At 70.7% G+C, this 12,980-nt stretch carries 11 protein-coding genes; 7 read left to right on the plus strand and 4 right to left on the minus strand.

Annotated features, from left to right (window positions below; all coding sequences use genetic code 11):
- Window positions 1–118: 118 nt before the first annotated feature.
- Window positions 119–1,036, minus strand: a complete 918-nt coding sequence (locus tag SM754_RS00540) for a DMT family transporter (RefSeq protein ID WP_323674268.1) — start codon at window positions 1,034–1,036, stop codon at window positions 119–121.
- 191 nt (window positions 1,037–1,227) lie between these two features.
- Between SM754_RS00540 and hemL the strand changes: the two genes are divergently transcribed.
- The 7 genes from hemL to SM754_RS00575 all read left to right on the plus strand — a co-directional run bounded on the left by hemL (window position 1,228) and on the right by SM754_RS00575 (window position 8,294).
- The gene (gene hemL / locus SM754_RS00545) at window positions 1,228–2,565 is read left to right on the plus strand and encodes a glutamate-1-semialdehyde 2,1-aminomutase (RefSeq protein WP_323674269.1); all 1,338 of its coding nucleotides are present in this window, start codon (window positions 1,228–1,230) and stop codon (window positions 2,563–2,565) included.
- Between the two features lie 250 nt (window positions 2,566–2,815).
- A complete protein-coding gene (locus SM754_RS00550) occupies window positions 2,816–3,148 on the plus strand; it encodes a hypothetical protein (RefSeq protein WP_323674270.1) in 333 nt (110 codons plus the stop codon).
- Window positions 3,149–3,231: 83 nt separating this feature from the next.
- Entirely contained in the window at window positions 3,232–4,356 is a 1,125-nt protein-coding gene (gene hemC / locus SM754_RS00555; protein WP_323674271.1) for a hydroxymethylbilane synthase, read from the plus strand.
- Window positions 4,357–4,359: 3 nt separating this feature from the next.
- Complete coding sequence (gene cobA / locus SM754_RS00560; protein WP_323674272.1) at window positions 4,360–5,262, plus strand: uroporphyrinogen-III C-methyltransferase; 903 nt, start codon at window positions 4,360–4,362, stop codon at window positions 5,260–5,262.
- Entirely contained in the window at window positions 5,259–6,008 is a 750-nt protein-coding gene (locus SM754_RS00565) for a uroporphyrinogen-III synthase (RefSeq protein WP_323674273.1), read from the plus strand. The genes cobA and SM754_RS00565 overlap by 4 nt, the downstream gene beginning before the upstream one ends.
- Before the next feature lie 289 nt (window positions 6,009–6,297).
- The gene (locus SM754_RS00570; protein ID WP_501993721.1) at window positions 6,298–7,365 is read left to right on the plus strand and encodes an ATP-binding cassette domain-containing protein; all 1,068 of its coding nucleotides are present in this window, start codon (window positions 6,298–6,300) and stop codon (window positions 7,363–7,365) included.
- Entirely contained in the window at window positions 7,362–8,294 is a 933-nt protein-coding gene (locus tag SM754_RS00575) for an ABC transporter permease (protein ID WP_323674274.1), read from the plus strand. The genes SM754_RS00570 and SM754_RS00575 overlap by 4 nt, the downstream gene beginning before the upstream one ends.
- A gap of 4 nt (window positions 8,295–8,298) precedes the next feature.
- On the opposite strand, the gene SM754_RS00580 is transcribed toward SM754_RS00575, so the two are convergent.
- The 3 genes from SM754_RS00580 to SM754_RS00590 are packed head-to-tail and all read right to left on the minus strand — an operon-like array spanning window position 8,299 to window position 12,715.
- Window positions 8,299–9,399 (minus strand): hybrid sensor histidine kinase/response regulator, encoded by a 1,101-nt coding sequence (locus tag SM754_RS00580; RefSeq protein ID WP_323674275.1) that lies wholly within the window; start codon window positions 9,397–9,399, stop codon window positions 8,299–8,301.
- Complete coding sequence (locus SM754_RS00585) at window positions 9,396–9,842, minus strand: response regulator (protein WP_323674276.1); 447 nt, start codon at window positions 9,840–9,842, stop codon at window positions 9,396–9,398. Before SM754_RS00585 ends, SM754_RS00580 begins: the two co-directional genes overlap by 4 nt.
- Window positions 9,839–12,715 carry a PAS domain-containing protein gene (locus SM754_RS00590; protein WP_323674277.1) on the minus strand — a complete coding sequence of 959 codons (2,877 nt, stop codon included), beginning with the start codon at window positions 12,713–12,715 and terminating at the stop codon, window positions 9,839–9,841. The genes SM754_RS00585 and SM754_RS00590 overlap by 4 nt, the downstream gene beginning before the upstream one ends.
- Window positions 12,716–12,980 lie beyond the last annotated feature (265 nt).

A 12,980-nucleotide genomic window follows, 5' to 3' on the forward strand; every position in this document is an offset into this window, starting at 1 on the left:
CGTTGCACGCACCTCACCCGAACCGAGCGATGGTTTCGAACTGGGCCTCTGCTCCGGCTGCAGCACGCAGTTTCTGTCAACGGCTGCGAGTTTCGGCGGCACCGGGTCTCGAACGCGTTCAGTCGCCGGTCGCTGGCTGGGGGTCGTCGGCGAGGGCGTCGCGGATGGCGGCGCGTTTGACGAGCGCGAACCCGAGGGCGACGACGACGAACCCGAGCCCGGTCTGCGCGGAGAGCGCGTCGTCGAGCACGAGCCAGCCGACGAGCGCGGCGAACACGGGCGCGACGTACCCGACGAGGTTGATCTCGACGGGGCCGAGGCGGTCCAGTAGCTCGAAGTACAGGAGGTAGCCGACGACGCCGGCGGCGAGGACGAGGTACGTGAACGCGACCGCGAACCGCGTGGAGACAGTGACGGCCTGGGTCTCGCCGGCGAGGACGCTGCCGGCGTGGAGGAGCGGGCCGCCGACGAGCATCATCCAGCCCTGGCGGGCGGCGACGCCGAGTCCGGGCGTGGTGCGCCGGAGGCCGACGGCGGCGAGTGCGAACGCGATCGCGGACGCGGCGAGGAGGCCGACGCCGACGGGGTCCGGAGAGTCAACCGCGCCTGGCGCGGGGACGGCGAGGACGGCGACGCCGACCGCGCCCAGGCAGATGCCGGCGACGCGCGCCGGCGTCGGCCGAGCCTCGTTCAGGAACGCGACCGCGAACGCCACGCTCCAGATGGGGACCGTGGCGAGCACGACCGCGCCAACTGCGCCGGTGACGCGCGCCTGCCCGGCGAACAGCAGGCCGTTGTGGATGGCGACGATGCCGACGCCACCGACGAGCACCGTCCGCAGGTCCGCGCGCGTCGGTCGGACCCGCTGCCCGCGGACGACGGCGTACGCGAGGACGACGACGCCGATCGCGTCGAACCGCAACGCCGCCATCAACAGCGGGTCGACGCCCGCTTTCGCCGCCGTGATCGCGGGATAGCTGGCGCCCCAGAGCGCGGCGAGCGCGAGGAACCCCAGCGCGTTCTCGTGACGGGTCACACGTCGACCGAAGCGGCCGCCTGGCATAGCATTTGCGTGGTGGGAACTCTCAACGCGACTGGTCTGGGCATCGTTCGAACGTGTGCGTCGCCGTCCGGTTCGGGACCGGGGCGACCATGGACGCCAGGCAGGGGTCGAGTGCTGGTTGCGGTCTCGACACGCACTTGTGGGGTGGGTTCGAATCGCCTCGCATGACCAGTGACGAGTCGCGGCGGCTGTACGACCGCGCGCTGTCCGTCCTCGCGGGGGGCGTGAACTCCTCGGTGCGCGCGACGATGCCGTACCCGTTCTTCGTCGAGAAGGGCGACGGCGGGCACGTCGTGGACGCGGACGGGAACCGCTATCTCGACTACGTGAACGGCTACGGCCCGCTCCTGTACGGCCATTCGCCGCCCGATGACGTCCAGGCGGCGGTCCAGAAGCACGCGAGCCAGGGACCGATGTACGGTGCGCCGACGGAGATAGAGGTGGAGCACGCGGAGTTCGTGGCGCGGCACGTGCCGAGCGTCGAGATGCTGCGGTTCGTGAACTCCGGGACCGAGGCGACCGTCTCGGCGGTGCGGCTCGCTCGCGGGTACACGGGCCGGGACAAGATCGTGGTGATGCAGGGCGGCTACCACGGCGCGCAGGAGTCGACGCTCGTCGAGGGCGAACCCGGCGACGTGCATCCGTCGACGCGCGGCATCCCCGAGGAGTTCGCGCAGCACACGATTCCGGTGCCGTTCAACGACACGGAGGCGGCTATCGAGGTGTTCCAGGAGCACGGCGACGACATCGCGGCGGTCCTCACCGAACCCATCCTCGGGAACAAGGGCATCGTGATGCCGGTGGACGGCTACCACGAGACGCTCCGCGACCTCTGCGACGACTACGGGTCACTCCTCGTGTTCGACGAGGTCATCACGGGATTCCGCGTCGGTGGCCTGCAGTGCGCGCAGGGAAAGTTCGGCGTGACGCCGGACGTGACGACGTTCGGGAAGATCATCGGCGGCGGGTTCCCGGTGGGCGCCATCGGTGGGCGCGCGGAGCTCATCGAGCAGTTCTCGCCGAGCGGGCCCGTGTTCCAGTCCGGGACGTTCAGCGGGCATCCGGTGACGATGGCGGCGGGGCACGCGTACCTCAAGTACGCGGCGGAGAACGACGTCTACGAGCACGTGAACGCGCTCGGCGAGCAGCTCCGGGCGGGCCTCACCGAGATCTGCCGCGAGCAGGCGCCGGAGTACACGGTGGTGGGGACGGATTCGATGTTCAAGGTGCTGTTCACGCGCGAGGCGCCCGAGGACTTCGAGGGGCACTGCGAGGCGGGCTGTTCGCAGCGCGAGGACTGCCCGCGGTTCGACGTGTGCCCGAAGACGGGTGCGGACGTCGCGGCGTGCGACACGGAACGCTGGGAGCGCGTGTTCTGGCAGGAGATGAAAGAGCAGGGCGTGTTCCTCACCGCGAACCAGTACGAGTCCCAGTTCGTGTCGTACGCTCACACCGAGGCCGACATCGAGGAGACCCTGGACGCGTACCGCGAGGCGCTGTAGCTGTCTCGGGGGCTGGCAGGCCCCGCGTGGCTGCTCGGGGGGTCGCGGCGGTGCGGGGCGCGACGGTCTGGGCCGCTCGCGAACCGCGGCTACGTCACGGCGGGGCTGGCCGCGGGTTGGTTCTTGAACGTTTGGGCGCGACGGCGGCGGGTCATCGCTGATTAGCGTCGGTCATCGGGCGCGGACCGGAACGCGAAAGTTCGCGGCGTGGACCGGAACGCGAAAGCCGGCGGGGGTGCTTGCTGGGGGTGTGAACGTTCGCTCGCTCGTGGCGAATCGGCTCGTGGTGGTTGGAGTGGTCGCCGTGGTGATGGTGGGGATGGCGTACTTCGGGGCGCTGTGGCGGCCGGTGGCGGTCGTGCTCGGTGGTGGCGTCGGCCTCATCGGGTCCATCGTCGCGGAGCGCATCCCGAAGGCGGCCGAGGTCCTGGACGACGTGCCGCCGCCGTTGTTCGCGCTCGCCGGGGTCGCGTTCGCGTGGGGTGGGGCGGAGTACGCGCCGGCGCTCGCCATCTCCGCGTTCGCGGGAATCGCGTCGGGGTACGTCGTCGCGACGGCGGCGTTCGTCGCCGCGGACGCCTGAGGACGGCGGTCCGGTTGGGATCGTGACGCGTGGCGCGCGCAAACGGACGTACTTTTCCCCGCTCGCCGCCGACTGGCGTGTATATGCGAACGAAGGGGACGATACGGCTGGCGACGCGTGGCTCGGACCTCGCGCGCCGGCAGGCGGCGACGGTGGCGGAGGCCCTCGAGGACCGCCGGTACGAGGTCGAACTCGTGGAGGTCTCGACCGAGGGCGACCGCGTCCGCGACGAGCTCATCCAGGACCTCGGGAAGACGGGCGCGTTCGTCCGGTCGCTCGACGAGCAGGTGCTCGCGGGTGACGTGGACGCGGCCGTGCACTCGATGAAGGACATGCCGACGGACAGTCCGGACGACCTCGTCGTCGCGGGCGTCCCCGAGCGCGCACCGCCCGGTGACGTGCTCGTGACCCCCGATGGGAGCGCGCTCGACGACCTCCCGGACGGCGCGACGGTCGGGACGAGCTCGCTCCGCCGGAAGGCGCAGTTGCTGTCGTCGCGCCCGGACCTCGACGTCGTCCCGCTCCGCGGGAACGTCGACACGCGCGTCGAGAAGCTGCTCGCAACCAGCCTGCAGGACGAACACGAGCGCCGGACCGCGGCCGAGGCGGCCGAGCGCGGCGACGCCGGCGACGTCCCCGACGGCATCGAGCTCGACGACGTGGACCTCGACGCGGCAGCGTACGCGTTCGAGCGCACCGTCGAGGAGTGGTTCGACTCGCTGAGCGAGGTGCGGCGCCGCGCGATGGAGCGCGACCCGGACCACGAGCTCGACGCGATCGTGCTCGCGGAAGCGGGCCTGGAGCGCATCGGGCTCGCGCATCACGTCGAGACCGAGCGCCTCCCGCTCCGCGAGTTCGTCCCCGCCGCGGGCCAGGGCGCGCTCGCGGTGACGTCGCGCGACGACGACGTCGGCGAGGCCATCCACGGCGTCCTCGACCACGCCCGGACGCGCGTCGAGACGACCGCGGAACGCAGCGTCCTCGCGGGCCTGAACGGCGGCTGTATCGCGCCTATCGGCGTGTACGGCGTCGTCCAGGGTGCGCACGTCAGCGTCACCGCGGCGGTGTACGACGAGCGCGGCGAGGAGACGGTCGTGGAGACGCGGGACCTCCCCGTCGAGTCCCACGCGACCGCGGCCCGCGAGTTCGCGGCGGACCTCCGCGAGCGCGGTGCGGCCGACCTCGTCGCGCAGGCTCGCGAGGACTGACCGATGGTCGAGGACTCCCCCGTGGATTCGGCTGGCGAGGGCGCGAGCGAGCGCGACGTCGGGACGGTGTACCTCGTCGGGTCCGGGCCCGGCGACCCCGGGCTGTTGACGGTGCGGGCTCGCGAGGTCATCGACGACGCGGACGTGGTGCTGCACGACAAGCTCCCGGGCCCGGAGATACTCGAGTCGATCCCCGAGGGCAAGCGCGAGGACGTCGGGAAGCGCGCTGGCGGCGAGTGGACGCCCCAGGAGTACACCAATCGGCGGCTGGTCGAACTCGCCGAACGGGGCGAGACCGTCGCCCGGCTGAAGGGCGGTGACCCGTTCGTGTTCGGACGCGGCGGCGAGGAGGCCGAGCACCTCGCCGAGCACGGGGTCCCCTTCGAGGTCGTGCCGGGCGTCACGTCCGCCATCGGTGGCGTGGGCGTCGCCGGCATCCCGGTCACGCACCGCGACCACGCCTCCAGCGTCTCGTTCGTCACCGGTCACGAGGACCCGACGAAGGCGGAGTCGGCGGTCGATTGGGAGGCGCTCGCGGCGACCGGCGGCACGCTCGTCGTCCTGATGGGCGTCGGGAAGCTCCCGGAGTACTCGGGGGCGCTGCTCGACGCGGGCATGGACCCGGCGACCCCGATCGCGCTCGTCGAACGCGCGACGTGGCCGGACATGCGCGTCGCCACCGGCACCCTCGGGACGGCCGAGGCGACCCGGGACGACGCCGGCGTCGAACCGCCCGCCGTCACCGTCATCGGCGAGGTCGCGGCGAGCCACGACCGGCTCCGCGCGTTCCTCGCGAACGACCGCGTCACGACGGTTCTCGGCGACGGAACGGACGAGGCCGACGCGACGGACGGTACCGGCGACGACGCGACGGACGGCACTGACGACGCGGAGGGCGAGCGATGACGACGCGGGACACCACGGTCGCCGTCTTCCGGCCGGACGACGGCCGGCTCGCGGCGGCCGCGGACCTCGTCGAGTCCCTCGGCGCGACGCCGATAGCGGACCCGATGCTCGCGGTGGCCGCGACGGACGCCGCCCCGCGCGAGGACGCCGACGTCGTCGTGCTCACGAGCAAGACCGGCGTCGACCTCGCCGCTGACGCCGGGTTCGACGCGCGCGACGCGGTCGTCGCCGCCATCGGCGACACGACCGCGGGCCGCCTGCGCGACCGCGGGTACGACGTCGACGTCGTCCCCGACGAGTTCACGTCGACCGGCCTGGTCGCCGCGCTCGAATCGCGCGTCGACGGCGCGAGGGTCGAGGTCGCGCGCAGCGACCACGGCTCGCCGGTCCTCGTCGACGGCCTCGAAGCCGCCGGCGCGTTCGTCCACGAGACCGTCCTCTACGAGCTCACGCGCCCCGAGGGCAGCGGCGAGTCCGCCGCGCTCGCCGCGAGCGGCGACCTCGACGCCGCCTGCTTCACGTCGACGCTCACCGTTGAGCACTTCCTCGACGCCGCCGCCGACCGCGGCGTCCGCGAGGACGCCATCGCGGGCCTGAACGACGCCACGGTCGGCGTCATCGGTCCGCCGACGCGCGACGCGGCCGAATCCCACGGTATCGACGTCGACGTCGTCCCGGACGTCGCGGACTTCGACGCGCTCGCCACCGCCGTCGTCGAGGCCGCCGCGCCGACGTACCACGGCTAACCGGCCGTCGACTCCGTCTCCTCGTCAGCGTCCCCGCTCTCGGGAGCGGCGGGACCGTCCCCGGCGACCGTCAGGGGAGCGTCGACGTCTCGGAGTCGACCGCTCGACACCGCAGTGCCGCGGCTACCCGGTTCTCACGCGAAGAAGACTACCGACGCGCACCGACTGCGTGCAAAAAAGCCGTACGGTACGGGTGGTCGTTCGGTGTGGGTCGGTCGCTACACGTTCTGTAGCAGTTCCATCACTTCGGGGTCACAACGATAAGGCGACACTCGCCGTAGTGTGGAGCGTGACCCAGCAACCTCGTTCGTCCACGGACGCGTCCACACGAGGCGCGGACGAGACCGACGAACCGACCGACTCCCAGCGTGCGGCCATCGACGCATCCGACCTCGAACTGACCTACGCCGACGGTACCCAGGCGGTCAAACGCGTCGACCTCCGGGTTCCCGAAGGCGAGTTCTTCGGGTTCCTCGGGCCGAACGGCGCCGGGAAGACGACGACGATCAAGGTCCTCGCGACGCTGCTCTCGCCGACCGGCGGAGACGTCACCGTCAACGGCTTCGACGTCACCGCCGAACCGCGAGCGGTCCGCGAGTCCATCGGGTACATGGCTCAGGAGACGAGCGTCGACCCCGAGCTCACCGCCGAGGAGAACATCCGGTTCGCGTGCGAGGCCTACGGCGTCCCGAAGGCCGACCGCGAGGACCGCATCGCCGACCTCCTCGACCTCGTCGACCTCGCCGACGTCGCGGACAAGCGCGCCGACGGGTTCTCCGGCGGCATGAAGAAGCGCCTCGACGCCGCGACCGCGCTCGTCCACCGGCCGCCGCTCGTGTTCCTCGACGAACCCACCACGGGCCTGGACCCCAAGGCCCGGAACCGGCTCTGGGAGTACTTCGAGGACATCAACGACCGCGGCACCACCATCTTCCTCACCACGCAGTACCTCGAGGAGGCGGACGCGCTCTGCGACCGCCTCGCGGTCATCCTCGACGGCGAGATCGTCGCGGACGGCTCGCCGACCGACCTCAAGCGACGGGTCGGCGGCGAGGTGCTCGAGGTCTCGCTGGAGGACGGCGCGGACGCGTACGACCGCGCCGCTGCCATCGCCGACGACATGGCGGTGTTCGGTGACGCGGCCGTGGAGACGACCGACGACGGCATCACCGTCACGAGCGAGGTCGCGCGCGAACACGGCACCGACCTCCTCGTCGCCCTCCGCGACGCCGACCTCGTCGTCACCGGGTTCAACGTCCGCGCACCGACGCTCGACGACGTCTTCCTCGCCATCACCGGCGAACACCTCGACGCGGACGTCGCGGACGACGCCGCCGCCACGGAGGGCGACCGATGACCGACGACGCGCGCACCGACGGCGAGCGAACGCCGAACGCGGACGCCCGCGCCGACGGCGGGACCGCGAACGCGAGCGCCGACCGTCCCGTCAGGCGCTCACGGAACACGTTCCGCGGCGACGCCTGGGTGAACTTCAAACGCTGGAACCTGAAGGCGGTACGGAATCCGTTCGTGCTCGTCGTCTCGCTCGCCCAACCCATCATCTTCCTCGTGCTCTTCACGGAGGTGTTCGGGAACGTCGCCGGCGCCGCCGTCAGCCAGGGACTCGGCGACGTCAGCTACGAGACGTACCTCGTGCCCGCCATCACCATCCAGGTGAGCCTCGCGGCCGCCGTCACCTCCGGCATCGGGCTCGTGAACGACATCGAGGAGGGGATGTTCGAGAAGGTCCTCGTGTCGCCGATGAGCCGCACCGCGGTGTTCGTCGGGAAGACCGCCGCCGAGGTGTTCCGCATCGCCGTCCAGGTCGCCATCATCCTCGGCCTCGGCGTCCTCCTGGGCGCCGATATCGCGACCGGCGTCGTCGGCGCCGTCGGCATCGTCGCCGTCGGCGTCCTGTTCTCGCTGTGGTTCGTCGCGCTCTCGAACTCGCTCGCCGTCATCACGAAGGACCAGGAGTCGACCATCATCGCCGCGAACCTCCTCCAGTTCCCGCTGCTCTTCCTCTCCTCCGCGTTCCTCCCACTGGAGACGCTCCCCGAGTGGATACAGACGTTCGCGCGGTTCAACCCCGTGACGTACGGCGTCGACACCGCGCGCGCCATCATGCTCGACCGCGACGTCATGACCGTCATCGACGTCACCGCGTTCGACGGCGCACTGAACGCCGTCGTCCCCGGCGTCGCCGTCCTCGCCGCGCTCGCGCTCGCACTCGGCGCCGTCGCCGTCTACCTGCTGTCGAGCTCCACGAGCTCGAGCGTGAAGTGACCGCTCAGGCCGCTGGCAGTTCGACGACGACCTCCGCGCCGCCCGCGTCGCTCTCCCCGATACGCACGTCGCCGCCGTAGGCGTCGACCATCGAGGCGACGAAGTACAGCCCGAAGCCGGTTCCGCCCGCGGGACCGGCGGTCTCGCCGCGTTCGAGCACGCGCTCGGGCTCGTCGATACCGGGGCCGTCGTCGGCGATCGCGACCGCGACCGTCTCCGCTTGTTCCTCGACCGTGACCTCGATCGTGGTGGCGCCGTCGCCGCCGTGTTCGACCGCGTTCGTCATCAGGTTCTTGAGGACGTCCCCGAGGAGGTCGTCGGCGAACACGAACGTGTCGTCCGGCGCGTCGACGTCGACGGTGACGTCGCCGGCCATCGCTCGCACGCGCTCGACCTCCGAAGCGAGCTCGTCGACGACGTCGACGACCGCCCGGTCGCGGCCGTCGTCGTCGGTCACGGCCGCGAGCACGGACCGCACCTTCGTCGCCAGGTTGATTATCTTGTCCGTCCGGTCGACGATGTCCGCCGCGGCCGTCGCCTGCTCGCCGTCGACCTCGCGGGACAACCGCGCCGCCCGCGACCGGATGAGCTGCAGGTCGTTCCCCATGTCGTGCCGGAGCATGCTGTTGAAGAACTCTATCTGCTCGGTCCGCTGGCGGAGCTCGCGCTCCTGCTTCTTGCGCTCTATCGCGTACCGGAGCGACCGCGACAGCGTCCGCGGGTCGATCTCGTCCTTCACCAGGTAGTCCTGCGCGCCGGTCTGGATGGCTTCGACGGCGAGCTCGCGGTCGTCCAGTCCCGTGAGCACGACGACCGGCGCGTCCGGCTCCGCGTCGAGCGCCCGCTTCAGCGTCTCCAGTCCCTTGCTCTCCGGGAGCCCGAGGTCGAGGAACACGCAGTCGAACGACCGCTCCCCGAGGGCGGACAGCGTCTCCGTCAACGACTCGACGTGCGTCAACTCGACGTCCGCGCCGACCTCGCCGAACGACTCCCGCGCGAAGTGATGCTCGATGAGCTTCGCGTCCCCCGGGTTGTCCTCCACGATCAGGATGCACGTCGACCCCGCCGCCGTCGCATCCTCACCTCTCGCGTCCGACCCCGTCATCGTCGCTCCGGCGGATACCTGACGACGGACAGCCAGAACCCCTCGATGCGGTCGACGACGTCGAGGAGGCCGTCGAAGTCCACGGGCTTCGTGAGGTACGCGTTCGCGTTGTGGTCGTAGCTCTTCGCGATGTCCGCCTCGGCGCTGGAACTCGTCAGGACGACCGTCGGCACGCGCTGCAACTGCGGGTCGTCGGTCATCTCCTTCAGGACCTCGTCGCCGCTCTTCCGCGGCATGTTCAGGTCGAGCAAGAGCAGGTCGACGGGCTCGGCGTCCGCGTACTCGCCCTCCTGCCGGAGGTACTGCAACGCCTCCTCGCCGTCGTTCACGACGTTGAAGTTGTTCAGTACCTGTCCCTGTTCGAACGCCTTCTCGGTGAGCTTGACGTCGCCGGGGTTGTCCTCGGCGAGCAGTATCTCGATGGGGTCTGCGTCTGGAGTCATGGCGTGACCTCGTGCATTGGTTCGGTGACCGCATCCTTCGGTATCGTGAACGAAAACGTTGCACCTTCACCCGGCTCGGACGTCACCCAGATATCGCCCCCGTGCCGGTGCACGATGCGTTCGACGACCGCCAGTCCGATTCCGCCGCCGTCACCCGAAGCGGACCGATGGTCGGTCTCGAATATCTCGAACACCGCATCCTGGCGGTCGTCCGGGATGCCGACGCCGTCGTCCGCGACGCTGAACGCGTACGCGTCCTCGCGCTCCTCGCACTCGACGACCACCGTCGGTGCGTCCTCGCCCGCGTGCTCCAACGCGTTCTTCACGAGGTTCTGGAACACCTGCCCGAGCTGGTCGCGGTCCCCTCGGAGCGTCGGCAGGTCGTCGACGGTGACCTCGGCGCCGGTCTCGTCGACGCGGAGCTCCAGGTTCTGCAGGACGTCGTCGAGCACGGCGTCGACGTCGACCGACTCGAAGTCGTCGGCGTGCGTCTCCACGCGCGAGTACGTCAGGAGCGCGTCTATCATCGACCGCATCCGGTCGGCGCCGTCGACCGCGAACTCCATGTACTCCTCGGCCTCGTCGTCGAACGCGTCGCCGTACTCGCGAGCGAGCAGGTCGACGTAGCTCGACACCATCCGCAGGGGCTCCTGGAGGTCGTGGCTCGCGACGTACGCGAACTGCTGGAGGCTCTCGTTCGACCGTTCGAGCTCGCGCTGGTAGCGCTCCAGGGCCTGCTCGCGGTCCGCGCGATCCAGCGCCGCGATGGTGTTGTTCCGGAGCACCGCGAGGAGGTTCACCTCCACGTCCGAGTACGCGGTCACGTCAGGCCGACCGATGGTCAGCAGGCCGTGACTGCCCAGCGGTGCGAACGCGACCGTCCCGAGCGCGCCCTCGCCGCTCCCGCCGTCGTCGAGCGCCCGGTAGTCCTCGACGACCGTCGTCTCGTTCCCCCGGAACACGTCGTACTCGCGGGTTCCCGGCCCGAACGTCGTCAGGTCGGCGACGGACTCGCCGTCGACGGTGTCGAGCGCCGCGTCCGTCGCCGCCATCGGCACGAGCGCGTCCCGGTCGTCGTCGTACGCCCAGACCGCGCTCATCGGCTCGTCGAGGACGTCCTGCGCGATGCTCACAGCCTCCGCCGCGACGCCATCGGGCGTCGACGGGTACATGAGGCGTCGGGTCGCCGTACTCAGCGTCTCCAGGCGCTTCTCCTGCCGGTGGCGTTCGGTGACGTCAACTGACACCCCGATGGCACCGGTCACCGCCCCGTCCTCGTAGAGCGGGCGCGCCCACGTCCGGAAGAACGCCGACCCGAACTCGGTCTCGAAGGAGACCGACTCGCCGGCGAGCGCTCGCACCAACCCGTCGACGACGGTCTCGTTCCCGTCGTACAACTCGAACGCGTCCTCGCCCACGACCTCGTCCTCGGCCATCCCGAGTCGCCCGAGCGCGTTCCCCTTCGAGAGCGTGAACGTCCCGTCCGCGTCGACGGCGAACAACACGAGCGGGACGTTGTCCAGGACGGCTTGGAGTCGCTGCTGGTTCCGACGGAGTTCGCGCTCCCGGCGCTCGCGCTCCGTGACGTCGATCCCGTGCACGACGACGGTCTCCACCTCGCCGTCCGTGACGACCGGTCGAGCGGTCACCGCGGCGGTCAACTCCTCGCCGTCCGGCGTCAGGTGCGTGGCGTCGAAGTCCACGGTCTCGCCGCCGGCCGCACGCTCGATCGCGTCGCGCAGCTTCGCGCGGGACGCCGCGTCGTACGCCCACCACGGCGTCTCCCAGAACGGCTCGCCGCGCACGTCGTCGGCGTCGACGTCGGCGAGGTCGAGCGCCGTCTCGTTCGCCTCGATGAGCGTTCCGTCGGGCTCCACCACGCCGATCAAGCTCGACGGGGCGTTGAACAGCGCGTTCGCGCGCCGCTGCCGCTCCACCAGCTCGGTCCGCTGACGGCCGCGCTCCAGTTCGGTCCCGATCCAGCCGGCGACGACGTCCACGAACATCCGTTCGGCCTGCGAGAACGGCCGCGTCCGCGGCGACGACCCGGCGAAGCAGACCGTCCCGTGGACCTCGCCGTCGACCACGACCTGCTTGCCGACGTAGCGCTCCATGCCGAAGCGCTCGTAGGCCTCGGTGTCGGCCATCACCTCGCCGGCGTCGCGGACCGTGCAGAGGCCGTCGGTCGCGTCCTCGCCGTAGGTCAGCTGGCAGTACGTCTCCGCGAGCGGCGCGGTTGCGCCCGCCCGGAGCGTCTCGTGGTTGCCGAGGGACTGCGTGACGGTCTGGACGTCGTCCTCGATGGCGGTGAGGTACGCGTACTCCATGTCCAGGAACCGACACCCGGTCTCGAGCATCGCCGCGATCTTCGACTCGGTGCTGCCGTCGCCCATCTGGTTCTCGTGGAGATCGCGGAGTGCCGCCCGGCTCTCGTGGAGCGCGTCGGTCTGCTCGCGCTGCCCGGTGACGTCCCTGAGGAACGACAGCAGGCGCTCCTCTTCGCGGAGCTGTGCGCGCGCCATGGAGACGTCCACCCAGCGTCGGTCGCCGTCGGCGCGCTCGACCTGCCACTGGAACCGCGTCTCACCGGTCTCCAGTGCCTCCCAGATGGCGTCGCGTGCGTCCGCGCCGGACAGTGTCGAGCCGGTGCCGTCGACGGTCTCGACGCCCGACCCGAGCGCTTCGATGGAGAGGCCGACGAGGGCCTCGCTGTCGTACCCGAGCAGTCGCTCGGCGGCGTCGTTCGCGTCGACGACGCGGCCGTCGTCGACGTCGTGGACGAGGATGGCGTCCCGGGACACCTCGAAGAGGTCCCGCTGTCGCGGGTCCCGGTCGGAGTCGCTCGCTGTCGTCCCCGGGTCGTGCTCGCTCATACGTCCCCGACGGACCCCGCGATGAAATGAGCTTGGGCCACGCCACGCATCACTGGGCGCCGAGTCGGGCCCATACACCCGATTCAGACGATTCGATATAGCGACTATCGATTTATCGGTGCGTTCGAGGGTGGCTTCGTCGAACCCACCGGAACCGCCACTTCGCCGTCGAACGCCCCGAGACCAGGCACAGCACCGGCGACCGACCACGAGAACCGAGCGCGACGACACGACGACGACCACAGCCGACCATCCCCGCATCCGC

Source organism: Halorubellus amylolyticus, from assembly GCF_034808145.1.
Classification (GTDB): Archaea; Halobacteriota; Halobacteria; order Halobacteriales; family Natrialbaceae; genus Halorubellus.

Coding starts and splice junctions, on each gene's coding strand:
- hemL (WP_323674269.1), top strand. CDS start 1,228: ATGACCAGTGACGAGTCGCGGCGGCTGTACGACCGCGCGCTGTCCGTC.
- hemC (WP_323674271.1), top strand. CDS start 3,232: ATGCGAACGAAGGGGACGATACGGCTGGCGACGCGTGGCTCGGACCTC.
- cobA (WP_323674272.1), top strand. CDS start 4,360: ATGGTCGAGGACTCCCCCGTGGATTCGGCTGGCGAGGGCGCGAGCGAG.
- SM754_RS00565 (WP_323674273.1), top strand. CDS start 5,259: ATGACGACGCGGGACACCACGGTCGCCGTCTTCCGGCCGGACGACGGC.
- SM754_RS00575 (WP_323674274.1), top strand. CDS start 7,362: ATGACCGACGACGCGCGCACCGACGGCGAGCGAACGCCGAACGCGGAC.
- SM754_RS00580 (WP_323674275.1), bottom strand. CDS start 9,399: ATGACGGGGTCGGACGCGAGAGGTGAGGATGCGACGGCGGCGGGGTCG.
- SM754_RS00585 (WP_323674276.1), bottom strand. CDS start 9,842: ATGACTCCAGACGCAGACCCCATCGAGATACTGCTCGCCGAGGACAAC.
- SM754_RS00590 (WP_323674277.1), bottom strand. CDS start 12,715: ATGAGCGAGCACGACCCGGGGACGACAGCGAGCGACTCCGACCGGGAC.